18 protein-coding genes, 1 tRNA gene and 1 pseudogene are annotated in these 19,642 nt (G+C 69.9%); 9 read left to right on the forward strand and 11 right to left on the reverse strand.

Annotation, left to right across the window (positions count from 1 at the left end; all coding sequences use genetic code 11):
• Positions 1–31 precede the first annotated feature (31 nt).
• The 4 genes from VLK61_RS24865 to VLK61_RS24880 all read left to right on the forward strand — a co-directional run bounded on the left by VLK61_RS24865 (position 32) and on the right by VLK61_RS24880 (position 5,403).
• Entirely contained in the window at positions 32–451 is a 420-nt protein-coding gene (locus VLK61_RS24865; RefSeq protein ID WP_325425035.1) for a DUF3995 domain-containing protein, read from the forward strand.
• Between the two features lie 135 nt (positions 452–586).
• The gene (locus tag VLK61_RS24870) at positions 587–889 is read left to right on the forward strand and encodes an antibiotic biosynthesis monooxygenase family protein (protein ID WP_325425037.1); all 303 of its coding nucleotides are present in this window, start codon (positions 587–589) and stop codon (positions 887–889) included.
• Complete coding sequence (locus VLK61_RS24875) at positions 886–2,292, forward strand: M20 family metallopeptidase (RefSeq protein WP_325425039.1); 1,407 nt, start codon at positions 886–888, stop codon at positions 2,290–2,292. Before VLK61_RS24870 ends, VLK61_RS24875 begins: the two co-directional genes overlap by 4 nt.
• A gap of 123 nt (positions 2,293–2,415) precedes the next feature.
• Positions 2,416–5,403 (forward strand): L-glutamate gamma-semialdehyde dehydrogenase, encoded by a 2,988-nt coding sequence (locus VLK61_RS24880; protein ID WP_325425041.1) that lies wholly within the window; start codon positions 2,416–2,418, stop codon positions 5,401–5,403.
• A gap of 13 nt (positions 5,404–5,416) precedes the next feature.
• Here the strand turns inward: VLK61_RS24880 and VLK61_RS24885 are convergent, their stop codons facing one another.
• Positions 5,417–5,980 carry a DUF3455 domain-containing protein gene (locus VLK61_RS24885; protein ID WP_325425043.1) on the reverse strand — a complete coding sequence of 188 codons (564 nt, stop codon included), beginning with the start codon at positions 5,978–5,980 and terminating at the stop codon, positions 5,417–5,419.
• A 205-nt stretch (positions 5,981–6,185) separates the two neighbouring features.
• Here VLK61_RS24885 and VLK61_RS24890 point away from each other — a divergent pair, with 205 nt between their 5' ends.
• Positions 6,186–6,767: a Uma2 family endonuclease gene (locus VLK61_RS24890; protein ID WP_325425045.1), complete on the forward strand. Its 582-nt coding sequence runs from the start codon at positions 6,186–6,188 to the stop codon at positions 6,765–6,767.
• Between the two features lie 3 nt (positions 6,768–6,770).
• On the opposite strand, the gene VLK61_RS24895 is transcribed toward VLK61_RS24890, so the two are convergent.
• Positions 6,771–8,465, reverse strand: a complete 1,695-nt coding sequence (locus VLK61_RS24895; protein ID WP_325425047.1) for an MBL fold metallo-hydrolase — start codon at positions 8,463–8,465, stop codon at positions 6,771–6,773.
• 72 nt (positions 8,466–8,537) lie between these two features.
• Positions 8,538–8,825: a hypothetical protein gene (locus VLK61_RS24900; RefSeq protein ID WP_325425049.1), complete on the reverse strand. Its 288-nt coding sequence runs from the start codon at positions 8,823–8,825 to the stop codon at positions 8,538–8,540.
• A gap of 246 nt (positions 8,826–9,071) precedes the next feature.
• Between VLK61_RS24900 and VLK61_RS24905 the strand changes: the two genes are divergently transcribed.
• Both VLK61_RS24905 and VLK61_RS24910 read left to right on the forward strand, forming a co-directional pair.
• Entirely contained in the window at positions 9,072–9,419 is a 348-nt protein-coding gene (locus VLK61_RS24905; RefSeq protein ID WP_325425051.1) for a YciI family protein, read from the forward strand.
• Positions 9,416–10,705, forward strand: coding sequence for an RNA polymerase sigma factor (locus VLK61_RS24910; RefSeq protein ID WP_325425053.1), 1,290 nt, complete (start codon positions 9,416–9,418; stop codon positions 10,703–10,705). The genes VLK61_RS24905 and VLK61_RS24910 overlap by 4 nt, the downstream gene beginning before the upstream one ends.
• Before the next feature lie 27 nt (positions 10,706–10,732).
• On the opposite strand, the gene VLK61_RS24915 is transcribed toward VLK61_RS24910, so the two are convergent.
• The 6 genes and pseudogenes from VLK61_RS24915 to VLK61_RS24940 all read right to left on the reverse strand — a co-directional run.
• On the reverse strand, positions 10,733–12,685 hold the full coding sequence (locus tag VLK61_RS24915) for a putative bifunctional diguanylate cyclase/phosphodiesterase (protein WP_325425055.1): 1,953 nt from the start codon (positions 12,683–12,685) through the stop codon (positions 10,733–10,735).
• 206 nt (positions 12,686–12,891) lie between these two features.
• On the reverse strand, positions 12,892–14,313 hold the full coding sequence (locus VLK61_RS24920) for an amidase (protein WP_325425057.1): 1,422 nt from the start codon (positions 14,311–14,313) through the stop codon (positions 12,892–12,894).
• A gap of 71 nt (positions 14,314–14,384) precedes the next feature.
• Positions 14,385–14,834: an NUDIX hydrolase gene (locus VLK61_RS24925; protein ID WP_325425058.1), complete on the reverse strand. Its 450-nt coding sequence runs from the start codon at positions 14,832–14,834 to the stop codon at positions 14,385–14,387.
• The gene (locus tag VLK61_RS24930; RefSeq protein WP_325425060.1) at positions 14,831–16,057 is read right to left on the reverse strand and encodes an MFS transporter; all 1,227 of its coding nucleotides are present in this window, start codon (positions 16,055–16,057) and stop codon (positions 14,831–14,833) included. The genes VLK61_RS24925 and VLK61_RS24930 overlap by 4 nt, the downstream gene beginning before the upstream one ends.
• Positions 16,058–16,302: 245 nt before the next feature.
• The gene (locus VLK61_RS24935) at positions 16,303–16,596 is read right to left on the reverse strand and encodes a hypothetical protein (RefSeq protein WP_325425062.1); all 294 of its coding nucleotides are present in this window, start codon (positions 16,594–16,596) and stop codon (positions 16,303–16,305) included.
• A 560-nt stretch (positions 16,597–17,156) separates the two neighbouring features.
• Positions 17,157–17,503 (reverse strand): annotated as a pseudogene (locus tag VLK61_RS24940) (DDE-type integrase/transposase/recombinase); the annotation flags it as partial.
• Positions 17,504–17,609: 106 nt separating this feature from the next.
• Here VLK61_RS24940 and VLK61_RS24945 point away from each other — a divergent pair.
• Positions 17,610–17,831 carry an AbrB/MazE/SpoVT family DNA-binding domain-containing protein gene (locus VLK61_RS24945; RefSeq protein WP_325425063.1) on the forward strand — a complete coding sequence of 74 codons (222 nt, stop codon included), beginning with the start codon at positions 17,610–17,612 and terminating at the stop codon, positions 17,829–17,831.
• The gene (locus VLK61_RS24950; protein WP_325425064.1) at positions 17,831–18,229 is read left to right on the forward strand and encodes a PIN domain-containing protein; all 399 of its coding nucleotides are present in this window, start codon (positions 17,831–17,833) and stop codon (positions 18,227–18,229) included. Before VLK61_RS24945 ends, VLK61_RS24950 begins: the two co-directional genes overlap by 1 nt.
• A 572-nt stretch (positions 18,230–18,801) precedes the next feature.
• Here VLK61_RS24950 and VLK61_RS24955 read toward each other — a convergent pair.
• Together VLK61_RS24955 and VLK61_RS24960 are read right to left on the reverse strand one after the other, a co-directional pair.
• Positions 18,802–18,877: transfer RNA gene (locus VLK61_RS24955), tRNA-Phe, on the reverse strand.
• Between the two features lie 49 nt (positions 18,878–18,926).
• On the reverse strand, positions 18,927–19,622 hold the full coding sequence (locus VLK61_RS24960) for a response regulator (protein WP_325425066.1): 696 nt from the start codon (positions 19,620–19,622) through the stop codon (positions 18,927–18,929).
• Positions 19,623–19,642: the final 20 nt, after the last annotated feature.

The following is a 19,642-nucleotide window of genomic DNA, read 5'->3' on the forward strand; positions in this document are numbered from 1 at the left end:
TATTCGCATGCGTATTTTTCGGAGCGACCCGATGTGGACTGCCCTGCCCTGTGCCGCCGTGCTCACGCTGATTGCCGGCATCCACTTCTACTGGGCCCTCGGCGGCCGCGCCGGCCTGCGCATCGCCGTGCCGCAAACCACGCAGGGGCGATCGGTCTTCAAGCCGCGGCGGGGCAGCACCCATCTGGTGGGCGTCGCGCTGCTGGTGGCGGCGGCCTTCATCCTGGTGCAGGGCGGCGTGCTGGCCGTGCCGCTGTGGCCGGCGGCCAGCCGCGCCGTGGTCGCGCTGCTGGCGCTGATCTTCCTGGTGCGGGCGCTCGCCCCGCTGCGCTACACCGGCCTGTTCAAGACCGTTCGCGACACGCCTTTCGGCCGTTATGACACCTGGCTCTACAGCCCGTTGTGCCTGCTGCTGGGCCTGGCGCTGGCGCACCAGGCGGTCAGCGCATGACGGGCCACGCCGCGTGCCGCGGCTTCTTCACGACCGTTGGCCTGGACCCGAAAACACAGCAGGCGGCGCCACAGGCCACCGCACGGCGCTAGCATCGGGCTCCCGCCCAGTCCGGGCGCGACACAAGGACCCCCGATGATTCTCGAAGTCGCCGACATCCGCATCCCACCCGGCAAGCAGGCCGAGTTCGACGAGGCCATCCAGCGCGGGCTGCGCACGGTGCTGAGCCAGGCCAAGGGCGTCACCGGCTGGCAGGTCAGCAAGGGCGTCGAAAGCCCGGAGCGCTACATCCTGCAGGTGTTCTGGGAAACGCTGGAAGACCACACCGTCGGCTTCCGCCAGGGCCCGCTGTTCCCGCAGTGGCGCGCGATCGTCGGCCCTTATTTCGCGCAGCCGCCGGTGGTGGAGCACTTCGAGCTGGTCGGCAAGTCCGCATGACGACCATGGCCAGCGCCGTCGAGCTTGCGAGTGCCGCCTTCGAATCCGGCAGCTTCGCCCGCGACCTGGCACGGCGCGTGGCCTACCGCACCGAGAGCCAGAACTCGGCCCAGGCCGATGTGCTGCGCGCTTACCTCGCAGACGAGATCGGCCCCAGCCTGGCCGCGATGGGTTTCAGCCACCGGCTGCACGACAACCCGGTGGCCGGCGCGCCGCCGCTGCTGACGGCCGAGCGCATCGAAGACCCCGCACTGCCGACGGTGCTGGTCTACGGCCATGGCGATGTCGTGCGCGGCCACGAAGGCCAATGGGCCGAGGGCCGCGACCCCTGGACGCTGACCGCCGCCGCGCAGCGCTGGTACGGCCGCGGCAGCGCCGACAACAAGGGCCAGCACAGCATCAACCTCACGGCGCTCGGCTGCGTGCTCGCCGCGCGCGGTGGCCGCCTGGGCTTCAATGCCAAGTGGCTGGTCGAGATGGGTGAAGAAACCGGCTCACCCGGCCTGGCCGAATTCTGTGCGTTGCAGCGCGAACTGCTGGGCGCCGATGTGCTGATCGCCAGCGACGGCCCGCGGCTGCGCGCCGAGCGGCCCACGGTGTTCCTCGGCTCCCGCGGCGTCGCGAACTTCGATCTGACGCTCACTTTGCGCGCTGGCGGCCACCACTCCGGCAACTGGGGCGGGCTGCTGCGCAACCCCGGCACGGTGATGGCGTCGGCCATCGCCTGCCTGGTCGATGGCCAGGGCCGCATCCTCGTCGAAGGCTTGCGCCCACCGCCCATCCCGCCGGCCGTGCGCGACGCGCTGGCCGACATCGAACTCGGTGGCGGCGCCGACGACCCGGTGATCGCCGGCGGTTGGGGCGAGCCGGGCCTGACGCCGGCCGAACGCGTGTTCGGCTGGAACACCATCGAGGTGCTGGCGATGGGCTGCGGCAACCCGGCGCAGCCGGTCAACGCGATCCCGCCGGCCGCCCGGGCCACCTTGCAGCTGCGTTTCGTCGTCGGCACCGATGCGCAGCAGCTGCGCGCGCATGTGCTGGCTCAGCTGGCCCGCCACGGCTTCGCCGATATCGAGGTCAGCGAGCCGGTGATCATGGCGGCCACCCGCCTGGACCCCGACAACGCCTGGGTGCGGCTGGCGCTGGACTCGATCGCGCGCTGCACCGGCCAGAAGCCTGCGCTGTTGCCCAACCTGGGCGGATCGCTGCCGAACGATGTGTTCGCCGACATCCTGGGCCTGCCCACCGTGTGGGTGCCGCACTCCTACCCGGCCTGCTCGCAGCATGCGCCGAACGAGCACCTGCTGGCGCCGGTGGTACGCGAGGGCCTGCGCATGATGGCCGCGCTGTTCTGGGACATCGGAGAGCAAGCCGCCGCGCTGCCAAGGCGGCCCAAGGGCTGAGGCACCGCCGCTGAGGCTGCGGCCGGATTTTCTGCGCCTGCCGCCACGGCAATCCGCATCTTATTCGGCCGATCGCCAGATACGCTTCGCTGATTCCACATCGGAACGCCTGGAAGCCTCATCATGCCGATCAGCACCTCTCGCCTGCCAGCCCCCTGCCGCCCGGAACTGGAGGTGGTGCAGCACCTGCTGGAGCGCCTCCGGAACCGGCTGGACTGGCCGGCGGTGATCAGCGCCGCGCAGCCCTGGGTGCAGGCGGTGCGCGACAAGCCGGCGCCGTTCTGGGCCATGGAGTCGCTGTTGCGCGAGTACCCGATCTCCAGCGCCGAAGGGCTCGCACTGATGCGCCTGGCCGAGTCGCTGCTGCGCGTGCCCGATGCCGAAACCGCGATTGCCCTGACCGCCGACCAGCTCGGCCGCGCCGACTTCGCCAGCGGCGCCGCCGAAGGGTCGCAGCACCGCATGCTGGCCAGTCTGTCGGCCAGTGCGATCGGGCTGGCCAAGAAGTTCCTGCCTGATGAGGTCGGCACCAAGCCCGGGCTGATCGAGCGGCTGGGCGCGCAGACCGTCGTCGGCGCCACGGTGCGCGCGATCCAGTTGCTGGGCCGGCAGTTCGTGCTCGGCCGCCACATCGGCGAGGCGCTGGCCGAAGCCCGCTCGCAGCGCAAGGACCAGGCCGGCCTGCGCTTCAGCTTCGACATGCTGGGCGAAGGGGCGCGCACCGACCACGATGCGCTGCACTACCTGGGCGCCTACGAGGCCGCGATCCAGGCCATCGCGCAGGCCACGCAGGGCAGCGGCCCGGCGCAGCGCGACGGCATCTCGATCAAGCTCTCCGCGCTGCATCCGCGTTATGAAGATGCGCAGCTGGACCGTGTCTTCGCCGAACTGCTGCCGCGCGTGAAGGGCCTGATCGACGCCGCCGCGCGGGCCGACATCAACCTGACCATCGACGCCGAAGAAAGCGACCGGCTCGAACTCTCGCTGGAGGTCTTCGATCGCCTGGCCGCGCACGTGCAGGTCACGGCGCCGGCGTGGACCGGCTTCGGCCTGGCAATCCAGGCCTACCAGACCCGCTCGCTGGAGATGATCGACGCCGTCGCCGAGATCGCCCGGGCGCGGCAGCTGCGCTTCATGGTGCGGCTGGTCAAGGGCGCGTACTGGGACGGCGAGATCAAGCGCGCGCAGGAGCTGGGCCTGGCCGGCTACCCGGTGTTCACGCACAAGCACCACACCGACATCGCCTACCTTGCCTGCGCGCAGCGGCTGATCGAACATCACGCGCTGATCCTGCCGCAGTTCGCGACGCACAACGCCGGCACCATCGCGGCGATTCTGCAGATGGCCACTGCGCGTTCCGCGAAGTTCGAGATGCAGCGCCTGCACGGCATGGGCGAAGGTGTTTATCGCGAGCTGATGGCGCAGCAGCCGGGGCTGTCGCTGCGCGTCTATGCCCCGGTTGGCGAGCACCGCGACCTGCTGGCCTATCTGGTGCGGCGCCTGTTGGAGAACGGCGCCAATTCGTCCTTCGTGCATCAGCTGGCCGATGCGCAGGTGTCGGCGCATGAGCTGCTGCATTCGCCGCTGCAGGCCGCGGACGCACCCGGGCAAGTCGCACCAGCCGCGCTCTACGGCGCCGGCCGCGCCAATTCCAACGGTGCCGACCTGGCCTGCGCCGAGCAGCGCGCGCCGCTGGAGCAGGCGCTGCAGCGCACCCAGGTGCCCCAAGTGCCCACCGCCAGCAGTGCCGACGTGCAAGAGGCCATGGCCACGCTGGCGCAAGGCTTCGAAGCCTGGCAGGCCCGCCCGGTGGCCGAGCGCGCCGCGGTGCTGCGCCGCGCCGGCGACATGCTGGACGCGCGCCTGCCGGCATTCTGCGGCCTGCTGGTGCGCGAAGCCGGCAAGACGCTGGGCGACTGCATCGCCGAAGTGCGCGAGGCCGTTGACTTTTGCCGTTATTACGCCGAGCAGGCCGAAACGCGGCTGGCCCCGATCGCCCTGCCCGGCCCCACCGGCGAAAGCAACGAACTGCGCCTGCATGGCCGCGGCGTCTTCGTCTGCATCTCGCCGTGGAACTTCCCGCTGGCGATCTTTGCCGGCCAGGTGGCTGCCGCACTCGTCGCCGGCAATGTCGTCGCCGCCAAGCCGGCCGAGCAGACGCCGGGCGTCGCGCTGGCTTTCGTCGAACTGCTGCACGAAGCCGGCCTGCCGCGCGATGCGATCCAGCTGCTGCACGGCCCCGGTGAAACGGTGGGCGCGGCCCTCGTGGCCCATGCCGCAACGGCCGGCGTGTGCTTCACCGGCTCGACACAGGTGGCCAAGATCATCCAGCGCGCGCTGGCGGCCAGCAACGGTGCCATCGTGCCGCTGATCGCCGAGACCGGCGGGCTGAACGTGATGGTCGTCGACTCCAGCGCGCTGCCCGAGCAGGTGATCGACGCGGTGGTGCAAAGCGCCTTCCGCTCGGCCGGCCAGCGCTGCTCGGCACTGCGCCTGTTGTGCGTGCACGAGAGCATTGCCGACGGCGTGATCCACATGCTGCGTGGCGCGATGCAGGCGCTGGTGATCGGCGAGGCCGGCGACATCGCCACCGATGTCGGCCCGGTGATCGACGCCGAGGCGCATGGCAACCTCAGCCGCCACGTCGAACGCCTGGAGCGCGAGGCCACGCTGATCTCGCGCGCCACCATGCAGGCGCGCTTCGCCACCACGCACATCGCGCCGGTGGCCTTCGAGCTGAAGGCCATCGAAGACCTGCGCGAAGAGGTCTTCGGCCCGGTGCTGCACGTGCTGCGCTGGAGCGGCGATGTCGATGCGCTGGTACATCGCATCAACGCGCTGCGCTACGGCCTGACGCTGGGCATCCAGACGCGCATCGACAGCCGCGCGCTGCGCATCGCGGCACTGGCCAAGGTCGGCAATGTCTACGTCAACCGCAACATGATCGGCGCGGTGGTCGGCGTGCAGCCCTTCGGCGGCGAAGGCCTGTCCGGCACCGGCCCGAAGGCCGGCGGGCCGCATTACCTCTACCGTTTCTGCGCCGAGCAGACCTTGACCATCAACACCGCTGCCGCCGGCGGCAACGCGGCGTTGCTGGCGGAGCTGGACTGAACAACACGCGCACTCAGGCCGCCTTCCAGAAGATGTAGTCCGCCTGGTACTTGACGATCTCGCGCTTGCCCGTCGAGTCACCGGCGCAGGGCATCGCCGGCGCCACGCCGCCTTGAGTCGCCACGCGCTGGATGTAGCTGATGCCGTTCATCGCACCGGCGCCGGTGGCCGGGTTGGCTTTCACCAGTTGCAGCGGGATGCTGCCCGGCGCGTTCGGCGCCACCGCCACCTGCGCGCCGGTGATCGCCGAGCCGTCACTGGCTTGCCAGGTGGCCGGCGGGCCGAAGTAGCTGCCTATGGCACTGCCCTGGCGGGAGTTGAGAACCGCCTTGGGGCCGACGAAGACCCATTCGAAGCTGCCCGGCGCGTTGGCCTTGGCGCGGCACTCATAAGTGATCTCGCCGACGCCGACGGTCTCCAAGGCCACGCGGTGGCCGGTGGGCACTTGCACCGCCGCCGGCAGCGCGGCCTGATCGAAGAGTTTCATCGGTGCGCTGGCCGGCATGCTGGTGCAGGCCGACAAAGCCGCCAACGCAGCCAGACTCAGGGTGATCGGGGAAACAAGAGATGAACGCATGCGGCCTCCTCGGGCTGGTGGGTCAACAAGGGCATGGACCGGGTCGGACCTGAGGTCCATGCGCGCTGGTACTCACCACGAGGGGTTTTGGATGCAGCGAACGGCAATTCCCCTTGATCAAGTGTGGGTTGGATGTGCTCGGCAGGAACCTGCCGCGAAGGACCGGCGCATACACTTGGAAATCTCCGCCCTGACCGAAGCCGCCATGGGACATGCCGTTGCCAAGCCGCTGATGAGCGCCGACGACTTTCTCGCCTGGGACGCGCATGAACCGGTGCGTCACGAGTTCGTGCGCGGGGAAGTCTTTGCGATGGCGGGTGCCGAGGAACGGCACGTCACGGTGGCGCTCAGCATCGCGATGGCGTTGCGCACGCATCTGCGCGGCACGCCTTGCCGCACCTTCATCACGGACATGAAACTCAGCGTCGCGGCAGCGGATGCGTACTTCTATCCCGACGTGATGGTCACCTGCAGCGCAACCGACGCGACGCAACCGCTGATCAAGTCCGAGCCGTTGCTGGTGGTCGAAGTGCTGTCCCCCAGCACCGCCGCCTACGACCGGGGCGGCAAGTTCGCGGCCTACCGGCAACTGCCCTCGCTGCGCGAATACCTGTTGGTCGACCCCGACTCGCGGCGCAGCGACCTCTACCGCAAAGGTGCCGACGGGCTGTGGGTGCTGCACCCGAGCGACGCGGGCCAGGGCGTGCAACTGGCCAGCGTCGACCTGACGATCGATGCCGAGGCCTTGTGGGCGGACATGCCCAGCGCCCCGGGCGTCACCGGCTGAGCCTCAGACCACCGACCACTGCCCCGCGTCGCTGCGCCGTGCCACGCCGTCGGCCTGCAGCTTCTGCAGGTGCGCGCGCAGCGAGCGCAAGGCCACCGCGTGCAGGTGCGCCGGCGTGTCGGCATAGACCTGGGCCAGCAGCGCGCTCTCTTCTGCCGGGCCCTGGTCCTGCACTGCGGCAAGCACCTTGGCCTCGCGGGCCAGGCGGTGGGCGATGAGCTTGTTGACGGCCGCGTGCGGCTGGTCGATCAGGAAACCGTGGCCCGGGGCCAGCCATTCGATGTCTTCGTCGAGCAGCATGCGCAGTGACGCCAGGTAGACCGCCATGTCGCCGTCCGGCGGGTTGATCACCACCGTCGAGCCCTGCATGATGTGGTCGCCGGTGAACAGCAGCTTCTCTTCCTCGAGCAGGTAGCACAGGTGGTTGCTGGCATGGCCGGGGGTGTGCAGCACGCGCAGCGTGACGCCCGCGCCCAAGGCCAGCCGGTCGCCGTGGGCCAGCACCTGGTCGGGCTGGAAGTCGGTGTCTTGCCACTCCGGGTAATCGGCGACGCGGCCGAAGGTACGCGCGCCCAAGGCCGCCTGCAGTGCGGCGGCGGCCGGTGAATGGTCCTTGTGGGTGTGGGTGACCAGGATGCGCGTGACGGGGCCGGGCGCGGCGGCGATCAGCGCCTGCACATGGGCCGCGATGTCCGGGCCGGGGTCGAGCAGGGTCCAGTCGTCGCCGCCCGGTGCGCCGATGAAGTAGCTGTTGGTACCGGGGCCGGTCATCATGCTGCCGTTCGGCGCGGTCACGCGCAAGACACGCGGCGACAGCCACACCGGCACGCCCGGCGTCAGCTCGGTGCTCACATCGCCACGGCCTTCGGGGTCGAGCCGGCCGATCTCGGCATAGGCCCAGTCGCCGTTGTTGATCGGCTGGCGGCTGCCTTTGGCGGTGCGGGCCAGGCGCGGGCGCATCAGCGTCACCTGCGTCTGGGCCTGTGCCGCCGCGATCACCGATGCCGCAGTGCCGTGCGCGGCCAGCGCCTTCAGCGTCACCGAGGTCACGTTCATCAGCGTGAGGGCACGCGCCGGATCCAGTGCTTCGGCCGGCGTCAGCCACAGCAGTTCGACGGTTTCGGTGGTGTCGTGGTGCGCCGTCTGACCGGGCGGGACCTGCGTGACGAAGAAGCGGGTGTCGAAGACCTTGGGCATGCCCAGCGGCGTCATCCAGTGGCTGGAGTAGCTCAGCGCGCCGGCATCGATGCGCACGCCCAAGCGCTGGCAGACCTCGGCCATGCCGATCTGGTTGGCATGCAGCGCATGACGCATGGCCACCAGCTCATCGGCGTCCAGCGCATCCAGCGCGACCGTTGCGCCGCCGGCATCCCGGGCGAACAGCAGGCCGGCCTCTTCGAAACACTCGCGCACCGCGGCGATCCAGTAGTTCAGGCCGTTCGCCGGCAGGCCGAGCCGCGCGCTGGCCACCGCGTCGTCCAGGCCATCGCACAGCGGGTAGGACGCGCTGTCGGCCGCGTCCAGCAGGCCGCCGGGAAAGACGGTGGCACCGCTGTTCTGGTCGCCGGGCTTGTCGGCACGGCGCAGCATCAGCACTTCCAGGCCACGCGGGCTGTCGCGCAGCACGATCAACGAAGCTGCGGCGCGCGGCACGGCGGCAGGGGGACGGCCGGCTTCGGCCGGCTTGGGGGTACTCATCAGTTGGTTTCCTTGGCGGCACCTGCGGTGCACAGCAAGCGACGAGTGTGCCGCATGGCCCGGGCCGGACGTCTAGTGCGGCTTTCGAGGTCCCTTGAAGGACTTCGGCCGGTAGACATTGCCGTCCCGGTCGGTCTGCGTGCGGCGTGCGCGTTCGATGGCCTCTTCGGCGACCCGCGCCGCCTGCTTGCGCGACGAGGGCCGCCACCGCAGCACGCGCTGGCCCCAGCGCTGGCTGTTGTACCAGGCGCCGCGCATCGTGGCATCAAAGGCCTGGCGGCGGCGCGGCGCCAGCGCCATGCGCACCAGCAGCACGATGCACACCAGCAGGCCGATGGCGGCCAGCACTTTCTCGATCACGGTGATCCTCGTCGGTTGTGCGTCGGATGTGCGTCGCTTGCATTCAGCGCGCGGCAGGGCAGGCCGCGGCCGAACAGTCATCGTAGCGGTTGTCGGGCCGCCGGCCCAAATCCATCGCAACAATGGTGCAATGAAGCGTGGCCCGGCGGCCCGCCTTTTTTCACGGCGGCTGTCGAAACCACGGTCCGGGTTGCGTCATTGTCATGGCGGGGTCCTTCGGCCCTGCGTCACCCCATGGAGAGCCCGATGAAGTACATGCTGATGATCTTTGCGAACGAGAAGGCCGAGCTGTCGGCCACCGATGCCGACAACCAGGCCATGATGGCCGCCTATGGTGCCTACTCGCAGGCTCTGGTGCAGGCCGGCGTGATGGCCGGCGGCGAACGGCTGCGGCCGACCTCGGCAGCGACCACGGTGCGCGTGAGCAAGGGCCGCACCGAGGTGCTGGACGGCCCCTATGCCGAGACCAAGGAACAGCTGGGCGGCTACTACGTGATCGAAGTGAAGGACCTGGACCAGGCGCTGTCCTGGGCCGCCCGCTGCCCGGGGGCCAGCCACGGCACGGTCGAACTGCGGCCGATCTGGGAAATGTGAGTCCGACCGAGCAGAGCGCCGGCGTGACGCCGGCGCAGCACACCGCCGAAGCGGTGGCCAGGCGCAGCTACGGCAAGCTGATCGCCTTCCTGGCCGCGCGCACGCGCGATGTGGCGGGGGCCGAGGACGCGCTGTCCGAGGCCTTTGCCACCGCCTTGCAGACCTGGCCGGCCGAGGGCATTCCGCAGACGCCCGAGGCCTGGCTGCTGACGGTGGCGCGGCGCAAGATGATCGATGCCGCACGCCGCCGGCGCGGCCAGGAGGCCACCGCCGTGCAGCTGTCCTGGCTGGCCGAGCTGGCCGATCACGGGCCCGACGACGCGGCGATCCCCGATGACCGGCTGGCGCTGATGTTCGCCTGCGCGCACCCGGCGATCGACGTGAACGTGCGTGCGCCGCTGATGCTGCAGGTGATCCTGGGCTTCGACGCGGCCACGGTGGCCTCGGCCTTTCTCGTCGCGCCGGCCACGATGGGCCAGCGCCTGGTGCGCGCGAAAAGCCGCATCCGCCAGGCCGGCATCCCGTTCCAGGTGCCCGGCCGCGCCGAGTTGCGCGACCGGCTGGATGCCGTGCTCGAAGCCATCTACGCCGCTTATGCGCAGGGCTGGAGCGACCCCGCCGGCACTGACGCGCAGCGACGCAACCTGGCCGAAGAAGCGATCTGGCTCGGCGCGCTGGTGGCCTCACTGCTGCCAGGCGAGCCGGAAACCCTGGGCCTGCTGGCGCTGACGCTGCACGCCCAGGCCCGGCGTGGCGCGCGGCGGGATGCGCAGGGCCGCTACGTGCCGCTGGCCGAGCAGGACCCGGCGCTGTGGGACGCCGCGATGATCGACGAGGCCGAGATGCTGCTGCACCGCGCCGCCGCGCTCGGCGTGCATGGCCGCTACCAGCTGGAAGCGGCGATCCAGTCGGCCCATGTCGTGCGCCGGCGCAGCGGTCGCGCCGACTGGGCAGCCATCCAACACTTGTACGACGCGCTGCACGCGCTGACCGGCTCGCCGGTGGTGGCGTTGAACCGCGCGATGGCCGACGCTGAAGTCCACGGCGCGGCGCGCGGGCTGGCCGCGCTGGATGTATTGGCCGGCGACGCCCGGCTGGCGCAATACCAGCCCTACTGGGCCGCCCGCGCCGGCTTGCTGGCCCGCAGCGGCGACACGGCGGCCGCCGCCACGGCCTACGACATCGCCATCGGCCTCGAAGCCGACGCCGCGGTGCGCGAATTCCTGCAGCAGCGGCGCAACGGCCTGAGCCTGGGCCCGGGCACGGCCGCTGCAGATCCGCGATAGGCGCCGGCAGCAAGACCGGCCGCGCGATCAGCGCGCGCTGGTCGTCGCCTGCACCCGCTCGCCGCGTTGTGCAGGCTCGGTGCCGCCCGGCTGCAGATGGGTCAAGGCATCGGCCGGCGCCGGTTGGCCGAGCAGGAAACCCTGGAACTCGTCGCAGCCCTGGGCATGCAACATGTGCAGCTGCGCCGCCGTCTCGACGCCTTCGCCATTGACGCGGATGGCCAGCGAATGCGCCAGCGAGATGATGGAGCGCACGATCAGCTGCACCTTCGGATCGCTGGCCAGGTGTTGCGTGAAGGCGCGGTCGATCTTGACCTTGTGGAACGGAAAGCGCCACAGGTAGGCCAGGCTGGAGTAGCCGGTGCCGAAGTCGTCCATCGCGATGCGCACGCCCATGTCGGCCAGTTCGCCCAGCATGCGCATCACCGGCTCGGTATTGCCCATCAGCAGCGATTCGGTGATCTCCAGCTCCAGCCGCTCGGCCGGCAGGCCGGCATCAGCCAGCGCTTTCGCCACTTCATCGACCAGGTCGTCACGGCGGAACTGCGCCGGCGACAGATTCACCGCCACGCTCAGGCCCGCCGGCCAGCCGGCCGCGGTGGCGCAGGCGGTGCGCAGCACCCAGTGGCCCAGCGCTTCGATCAGGCCCGTCTCTTCGGCCAGCGGGATGAACTCGGCCGGCGACACCGGCCCGCGCACCGGATGGCTCCAGCGCAGCAAGGCCTCGTAGCCATCGAGCTGGTGGCCATTGCCGCTGAACAAGGGCTGGTAGTGCAGGCACAGCTGTGGCGTGCCGATCGCCGCGCGCAGGTCGCCGGCGAGTTGGCGGCGGTCGTCCAGGCGCTTGTCGAGCGTCGCGTCGTAGAAGCTGAAGCCGCCGCAGCCGATGTCCTTGGCGCGCGTCAACGCCAGGTCGGCCTTGTGCAGCAGCTCGTCCGGCGTTGCCGCATCGACGCCGAAGATCGCCGCGCCGATGCTGCAGCCCGAGACCACGCTGGCGCCGGACAGCATGAAAGGTTCGCCCAAGGCGGTGATCACCCGCTGCGCCAGCGTGCTCACCACCTCGGGCGTGGCACCGCCGGAGAGCAGGATCGCGAACTCGTCGCTGGCCAGCCGGGCAACGCGGTCGCCCTGGCGCACCAGCGCGCGCAGGCGTTCGCCCACCTGGCGCAGCACCTCGTCGCCGGCATCGTGGCCTTGCGCGTCGTTGACTTCCTTGAAGCGGTGCAGGTCCACGCACAACAGCGCGAAGCCCGGGCCGCCGCCGCCCTGGCGCCAGGCGGCCTCGTCCAGCGCTGCGTTGAAACTGGTGCGGTTGAGCAGGCCGCTCAAGACATCGTGGTGGGCGAGGTAGCGCTCACGCGCCTCGTCCTGGCGGGCCAGCCGCAGCCGCTGCAACCACCACCCGGCCAGGCCCGCGCCCAGCAGCCCGAGCAGCGTGAACACCGCACCGGCCACCAAGCCGAAAGCCGAGCGGATGCGCCGCGCCCGTTCGGTCTGGTCGACATAGACCTCGACCACGCCGATCACGCGGCCCTGGCGCAGGATCGGCACATAGGCTTCGCTGTACACCGCCGGGCGACTGGCATCGGTGCCCTGGCGCAGCTCGATCACCGGGTGGCCGTGCAGCACCAAGTCGCGCACCGTGGTGTTGCCGTGGCCGATGCTGTTGCGCTGCGGTGCCGCGGCGGTGGGCCTGTCCAGGTCGTCAGAGACCAGCACTGGCTGGCCGGTGCGGTCGAACAGCTTGAAGCGGAACACCTCCTGCACGCGGCGGTGGCGCAGCAGGTCGCGGCGCGCGGCGTCGCTCAACGGCGCACCGTTGAGCAGGGGCTCCAGGTCCTCCACCGCGGCGCTGGCCAGTTCGGCCCAGGCCAGCGCCGTGTGTTCGGCGTCGCGTTGCAGTAGCTGGGCCGAGGCCACGCGCAGCAGCCAGGCCAGCAGCAGGCCGGCCACGGCCAGGCCCAGCAGCAGCGCCATGGCCCAGGGCCAGACCCGGGCTTTCGCTGGCGTCGACGACTCGGTCGACAGCCCGGTCAACACCCCGGCCGGCACCCCGAACGGCACCCTGGATGGATCTGTTCGCTTGACCACCACCGCTCCCGACAAGACCCGCGCGCACCGGAAAGCCGGCGCGCAATCACCTTGTGCAGTTTCGGCGAAATGGCGGTGGACTTGAGCCGGGGTCAGTCGCGCGCCAGCGGCGGCCGCGGCGCCGGGTGTGCGCTTTCATACGCTCTGGCCGCGCGCAGCACCAGCGCATCGCCGAACATCGGGCCGACCAACTGCAGGCCGATCGGCAGGCCGTCGCGGGTCAGGCCGCAGGGCACGGTGATGGCCGGCTGCTGCGACAGGTTGAAGGGGTAGGAAAACGGCGTCCAGCCGAGCATGGCCACCGGGTCCATCGGCGAGTGGCCGGCCGGGCGCGCTTCGAAAGCCGGCACCGCGACGGTGGGCGTGGCGATCAGGTCGAAGTGCTGCATGAACTGCCGCAGCTGGCTGCCCAGCGCGCCACGGCGCAGGTTCAGCTGCTGCACGTCCAGCGCGGACAGGCGCTGGCCGAGTTCGGCCTCGGCGCGGAAATCCGGGTCGGCGACGGCCTGCTGCTCCGGTGTCAGGCCGCTCCACACCGTGCTGGCGCCGAGGAACCACAGTCCGGTGCAGATGTCCAGCGGGTCGGCGATGCCGGGGTCCACCGCCTCGATGTGCGCGCCCAGGGTGGCCAGCACCTGCACGGCGCGTTCGACCGCTGCGGCGACTTCGGGGTGCACGTTCTTCGCATAGCCCAGCGTCGGTGAATAGGCGATGCGCAGGCCGCGCACGCCGTCGTCCAGGCCGACGCGGTAGTCGCGCCCGTCGGGCGGCAGCGAGGTCCAATCGCGCGCATCGGGCTGGGCCAGCACGTTCAGCATCAGCGCGGCGTCGGCCACGCTCATCGCATGCGGCCCCAGGTGGGCCACGCTGCCGAAGGGCGACAGCGGATAGGCCGGCACGCGGCCGAAGCTGGGCTTCAGGCCAACGTTGCCGCAGAAGCCCGCCGGGATGCGCACCGAGCCGGCGCCATCGGTGCCCACCGACAAGGGCCCGAGACCGGCGGCCACCGCGGCGGCGGTGCCACCGGACGAGCCGCCCGGCGTGCGCGACAGGTCCCAGGGGTTGCGCGTGATGCCGGTCAGCGGCGAGTTGGTCTCGCCCTTGCAGCCGAACTCCGGCGTGGTGGTCTTGCCCAGCAACACCGCGCCGGCTTCGCGCAGCCGCGCGGTGGCCGGCGCATCGGTGTCCCAGGCCTGGTTCGGGTCCACCGTGCGCGAGCCGCGGCGGGTGGGCCAGCCGCGCGTCAGGATCAGGTCCTTGATCGACACCGGCACGCCGTCCAGTGCGCCGGCCGGTGCCCCCTGCTGCCAGCGCGCCGTGCTGGCCCGGGCAGCGGCCAGCGCCGTGTCAGCATCGACGAGGCAGAAGGCATTGAGCTGCGGATTCAGCCGTTCGATGCGCGCCAGCACCGCCTGCGTGGCCTCCAGCGGCGAGGCCTGGCCGCTGCGGTACAGCGCCAGCAGCTCGGTGGCGGTGCTGTCACACAAGGACGTCGGCAGGCTGATGGTGCTCACTGATGCACCCTTGGGCCTGCGGCCCTGTCCCGCCAAGCGGGAATGAGCCCCTTCGGGCGGCCGGGCGGAGCTCATGCGGGGTCTCCCTTCAGTCGTTTCAACAGGCCGGGCAGCGACAGCGTCTGCGTCAGCAAGGTCACCATGTGTCGGCTGCAGCGGCGGTGCACGCGCTCGAAGGGGGTCCATTCGAAGCCGTCCATCTCCGGGCGGGAGCGACCCCAGCTGTCCCGGTAGTGGCTGGTGCAGACGCAGGTGGCGGCATCGAAGCGCCCGCTGAGCGCCATGAACAAATGCAGGTCCTTGTCCGAGCGGTAGCTGAAGCGGCCCAGGTCGTGCAACTCGTCGGCCTCGAAGCGCAGGCCGGTTTCTTCCAGCGCTTCGCGCTGCGCGCTTTGCAGCGGGGTTTCGCCGGGCTCGGTGCCGCCTTTGGGGATGTCCCAATGCCAGGTGCCGGTGGCATGGCACAGCAGCAACTCGCGCTGCGCGTTGATCACCAGGATGCCGCAGCTCAGGCGCTTCATCGCCGCCTGACCAGGCGTGCGGCCGCCCAGGTGCCGGGCACCGACAGCAGCACGCAGCCCCAGATCACCGGGCCGTAGCCGCCGTAGCGGTCGAACACCCAGCCCGCCAGCACCGGGCCGGCCAGGTTGCCCAAGGCCGCGCCGCTGTACAGCGTGCCGAGGATGCTGGACACCGCACGCGCGCCGAACAAGTCCATGCACAGCGCCGGCATCAGCGCCACCATGCCGCCATAGCTCAGGCCCAGCCACAGCGCAAACACCGCCATCGCCGCATAACCGCCCGCGGCGCCCCACACCAGGTAGGACAGGCCCAGTGAGGCTTGGGCCAGTGCCAGCGTCAGCGGCCGGCCGATGCGGTCGGCCAGCGCGCCGATCGCGAAGCGGCCGGTCAGGCTGCCGATGCCGATCAGCCCGACCAGGCCAACCGCCCGCGCATCATCGATGCCAAGGTCCCGCGCCGCGGCCGAGGCATGCGCGAAGGGGATGAACATCACCGGGCTGGCCAGCAGGATTGCGCCGTACAGCCAGCGGAATTCGCTGCTGCGCAGCGCTTCACGCAATGTCAGGCCGGCCACCGGCCCGCGGCCTTGTTGCGCGGTGGCCCCCGGCGCGCGGCGCAGCAGCAGCGTGGCGCCCAGGCCCAGCACCAGCGCGCCCAGCGCCAGCAGGCGCAGCGCGCTGCGCCAGTCGAGCAGGCCGATCAGCGCAGTGGCCGCCAGCGGCACCACCACCGTGCCAGCGCCGATGCCGGCACTGGCCAGGCCCGCGGCGAGCCCGCGTCGGCGCGTGAACCAGGGCTGCACGCAGGCGATCGACGGTGTGTAGACCAGCGCAATGCCGATGCCGATGCCCACGCCATAGGCCGCGTAGACCGCGCTGATCGAGCCGGCGAAGCTGCAGCCCAGCAGCCCGCCGGCGATGCACAGCATGCCGGCGCTGCACACCACCCGCGGCCCGAAGCGGTCGGCCAGCACGCCTGCGCCGGCACCGAGCACGAAGTAGATCAAGCCCGACAGCCCGAACACCAGCGAAACATCGGCGCGTTGGGCGTGGAACTCGGCGCTGAAGCTGTCGAAGAACGCGGCGAAGGAATAGGCCACGCCGAAGATGACCGCCAGGCCGACGAAGCAGGCCCACACCACCACCCAGGCATACGCCAACTCGCCCGTGTCAGCGGGCGAAGCAGTGGCGGCAAGGGAAGACGGCGTGCGGGGAGCGCTCATCGAGCGGCCAGTGTAGGCGCGGCCGCGCCGGCGCTGGCGCGGCTGGCCCGCACGAAAGAAACACGCCACGCGCCGCCCTGGGGCTGCGCGTGGCGCCAAGGTTGGGCACCTTAGGGAGGGAGGGTCAGGGAGAAGTGCGTGCCCAACACCGCCAGTTTGCGAGCCGCCGGTGTCGGACGCATTGCCGCTGTTTGTCAACGCCGACACGGCGTTGCGGCCCCGGCCCGCCGCGTTTCTCGCGGTGCTCAGAACCCCGGCAGGTCGAGCAGTTGGCGGCCGCCGGCCCGTTCTTCCACCAGCCGCGGCGTGCCGTCCGGCTCTCGCCGGACCTGCACGGCACCGCCGAACACCCGCGCCGCGCCGACACGGGGCCACAACTCGAAGGCCTCGCCGCCGTCGATCAGGTCCGCCGCTTGCAGCGCGGTGAACTGCTGCGCCGGGCCGACCAGGTTGCGGTTGCCGTCGACAACCTGGCACCGGATCGCGGCGATGGCGCCGTTGACTGCAAGCCGTCTGTGGGTGATGCCGTAGATGGTCATGATGCTCGATGGATCTCGTGCCGAGGCTAGCACGCAGCCATGTCGCTTCCCCCGGGGCCCGATGAAAATGCCGCTCACATGGGCGCCCACGGATCCAAATAGAAAAGCGCCACGGACCGAAGTGCGTGACGCAAGTCCGGCCCCCGGAAAGGAGGGAGGGAGGAGTGGGGCCGGCAAAAGCACTCTAGCGACCACGGCTGCGCCGAGATGTCGGCCGAGCGCGACGGACGATGTAGGCGATGTCCTGCATCGGCGGACTGACGTCTCTCGCGTGGCCATCGCTGGCCGCTCATCTAGGCAACTAGCGCACCAGCCGGTGTTCGCCGCCGGAAGCCCCAACTCGCACATCAGCCTGCGTCGACAGAAAGAGCCCTAGAGCATTGACCTCTCTAGGGCTTGGCAACCAGCCCTGCCTTGCGGTCTTGGCCGCCATCAGGACTTGCGCTGCCGCGCGCTCTTCTTGCTAGCAGCCTTCGGCTTGGGCGTCTGCTGCGGCAGGCCTCCGCGACGCTGGCGACGCGGTCGGGCTCCGCGGCATGCGGGGCGTCGATGTAGTCCCCCAGCGCGTCGGTGACGATGGCGGCCGTCATCCGAGGCTTGATCGACCAGCCCACGACCTCGCGGTTGAACAGGTCCAGCACGATGGCCACGTACAGCCAGCCTTCGCCGGTCTGGATGTGCGTGATGTCGCCCGTCCTCACCCGGTTGGGCGCCTCGGGCGTGAAGTTGCGCGCCAGCAGGTTTCGGCCACTGGCAGCGCGTGCCTGGAGTCCGTCGTCGCCTTGTAGCGCCGCTTGTGCCGCGCACGGATGCCATGCTCGCGCATCAGCCGCTCCACGCGCCGCAGGCCAATGCGGTGGCTGCGGTCCTGCAGTTCGCGGTGCATGCGTCGCGAGCCATAGGCGCCTGAGGTGCCCGCCGTTCTCTAGACGCTGCAGGAATTCGTTGTTGGTGCGCTGACTTGCCAGCCGCCGCCGGTCGCATTACCATCTGCACAAATGTAAGGAAACATCATGGCAGAGTCCACCCTAACAGCCAAAGGGCAAACCACGGTTCCAGCCGACGTGCGCGCCTTGGTTCACGCAAAGCCCGGTACGAAGCTGGTCTGGTCGGTCACGCCGGACGGCACCATCATCGTTCGCGCGAAGACCAAGTCCATCCTAGACATGGCTGGCATGCTAAAAGCTCCCAAGGGCAAGCGTGTCTCGGTCGAAGACATGAACCCCTGGCGCTGATGCCGGCGCTCGACACCAACGTCCTGGTCAGGTACATCGTCCAGGATGACTCCGCGCAGTTGACGTCAGCGCGGCGGCTCATCCGCAATTGCGTGAGCGAACAGATGACGCTGTTCGTGCCGGTGACTGTGGCGCTCGAGCTGGAGTGGGTCCTTCGCTCAAACTTCGGCTACGGCAAGGTCGAGACAATTCGCGTGCTATCGGAGCTCCTTTCGGCAGCGGAGTTGTCCTTCGAGTCCGAACAAGCACTCGAGGTCGCCCTCGAGCTGTACCGCAACACGTCGGCTGACTTCGCGGACTGCCTGCACATCGCGCTGGCAGCGCAGGCCGGCGAGCAGCCGCTCTGGACCTTCGACAAGGCCGCCGCAAAGGTAGGCGGCGCAAGTCTGCTGGCGTAAAGCCCCTAAGGTAATTCACCGGCGGGCCGCTTCTTCACAGAGGAGCGGCCTGCTCCCTTTGTGCAGAGAGCGCTCGCGACACAAAGACAAGGGCCGCAGGGCTGCGACCCTAGCGCTTCGCGCGGCGCAAGCTGTTCAGCTGGTCCTTGTAGAAGCCCAGCGCGTCAGGGCAGCCAATCGAGCCAGAGTCGCTTGGATTCCGGGCGAGGCTTTGCAGCTCCTTCCCAGCCAACTCCCGAAACTCTTCGCGCGCTCGGCCTCAGGCGCGCTGCAGCCAATGGCGGCGCCATGTGCGCGGCCCAAGATGGTCGCGCGACCGTAGGTCGTCGATGTTGGCATGAGCGGCGAGTGATGCCGCAAGTGGAGTTGCATAGAGGACCGAGGGTTTAGCCATCAACCCCGCACAGGAGAGAACTCCCCTGCAACGGCGCGCACCGGCGCGCTGTCATGCATCGCTGGATACCCGTTGTGAGCTGCACAACCTGCAGCACAAACCGGGTCCAGAAGCGAAAACGGCGGCCCTTGCTGGGGCCGCCGCCTTGTCTAAGTGCTTGTCACGCTTAGAGTTTTTCTGGTGGCCTGGGGCGGAATCGAACCACCGACACGCGGATTTTCAATCCGCTGCTCTACCAACTGAGCTACCAGGCCTGGAATCTTGTCGAGCCGGCGATTATAGACAGAGTTTTCGCGCGCCCGGTCAGATCACGCCGCCGCGCTTGTTGCGGCTCAAGTCGACGCCCAGCTGCTTGAGCTTGCGGTAGAGGTGGGTGCGCTCGAGCCCGGTCTTCTCGGCCACGCGGGTCATCGAGCCGTTTTCCTTGGCCAGGTGGAACTCGAAGTAGCTCTTTTCGAACGCATCCCGCGCTTCGCGCAGCGGGCGGTCGAGGTCGAACATCTGCGCGGACTGCGGCCCCACCGGTGCGGCCGGCAGGCTGGGCTGGCCGATGGGCGCCAGAGTGCCGGTGTCGTTGCCGAGCAGGCCATCGGCGCGGTAGCCGTTGCTGGGTGTTGCCGGGCCGTTGCGCGGCGCCGGCTTGGCGAGGGCCTGTTCTACCGCGCGCAGCAGTTTCTGCAGCGTGATCGGTTTTTCGAGGAAGGCGCTGGCGCCGTACTTGGTGGCTTCGACGGCGGTGTCGATGGTGCCGTGGCCGCTCATCATGATCACCGGCATGCTCAGCATGCCGGCGGCGCCCCATTCCTTGAGCAGGCTGATGCCGTCGACATCGGGCATCCAGATGTCCAGCAGCACCAGGTCAGGACGCAGGCGTTCGCGCACCGAGCGGGCTTCGGCGGCGTTTTCGGCCAACTCGACGGTGTGGCCCTCGTCCGACAGGATCTCCGACAGCAGGCCGCGGATGCCCAGCTCGTCGTCTACTACAAGAATCGTTGCCATGCGTGCTCACTGCCCCTGCG

Source organism: Aquabacterium sp. (assembly GCF_035476535.1).
In the GTDB taxonomy this organism is placed as follows: domain Bacteria; phylum Pseudomonadota; class Gammaproteobacteria; order Burkholderiales; family Burkholderiaceae_C; genus Pseudaquabacterium.

Bases quoted from the DNA above. Each gene is read 5' to 3' on its own strand.
- VLK61_RS24865 (WP_325425035.1), top strand. From the start codon at position 32: ATGTGGACTGCCCTGCCCTGTGCCGCCGTGCTCACGCTGATTGCCGGC.
- VLK61_RS24880 (WP_325425041.1), top strand. From the start codon at position 2,416: ATGCCGATCAGCACCTCTCGCCTGCCAGCCCCCTGCCGCCCGGAACTG.
- VLK61_RS24935 (WP_325425062.1), bottom strand. From the start codon at position 16,596: ATGACCATCTACGGCATCACCCACAGACGGCTTGCAGTCAACGGCGCC.
- VLK61_RS24925 (WP_325425058.1), bottom strand. From the start codon at position 14,834: ATGAAGCGCCTGAGCTGCGGCATCCTGGTGATCAACGCGCAGCGCGAG.
- VLK61_RS24960 (WP_325425066.1), bottom strand. From the start codon at position 19,622: ATGGCAACGATTCTTGTAGTAGACGACGAGCTGGGCATCCGCGGCCTG.
- VLK61_RS24915 (WP_325425055.1), bottom strand. From the start codon at position 12,685: ATGGCGCTGCTGCTGGGCCTGGCCGTGGCCGGCCTGCTGCTGGCCTGG.
- VLK61_RS24930 (WP_325425060.1), bottom strand. From the start codon at position 16,057: ATGAGCGCTCCCCGCACGCCGTCTTCCCTTGCCGCCACTGCTTCGCCC.
- VLK61_RS24895 (WP_325425047.1), bottom strand. From the start codon at position 8,465: ATGAGTACCCCCAAGCCGGCCGAAGCCGGCCGTCCCCCTGCCGCCGTG.
- VLK61_RS24870 (WP_325425037.1), top strand. From the start codon at position 587: ATGATTCTCGAAGTCGCCGACATCCGCATCCCACCCGGCAAGCAGGCC.
- VLK61_RS24875 (WP_325425039.1), top strand. From the start codon at position 886: ATGACGACCATGGCCAGCGCCGTCGAGCTTGCGAGTGCCGCCTTCGAA.
- VLK61_RS24945 (WP_325425063.1), top strand. From the start codon at position 17,610: ATGGCAGAGTCCACCCTAACAGCCAAAGGGCAAACCACGGTTCCAGCC.
- VLK61_RS24950 (WP_325425064.1), top strand. From the start codon at position 17,831: ATGCCGGCGCTCGACACCAACGTCCTGGTCAGGTACATCGTCCAGGAT.
- VLK61_RS24905 (WP_325425051.1), top strand. From the start codon at position 9,072: ATGAAGTACATGCTGATGATCTTTGCGAACGAGAAGGCCGAGCTGTCG.
- VLK61_RS24890 (WP_325425045.1), top strand. From the start codon at position 6,186: ATGGGACATGCCGTTGCCAAGCCGCTGATGAGCGCCGACGACTTTCTC.
- VLK61_RS24885 (WP_325425043.1), bottom strand. From the start codon at position 5,980: ATGCGTTCATCTCTTGTTTCCCCGATCACCCTGAGTCTGGCTGCGTTG.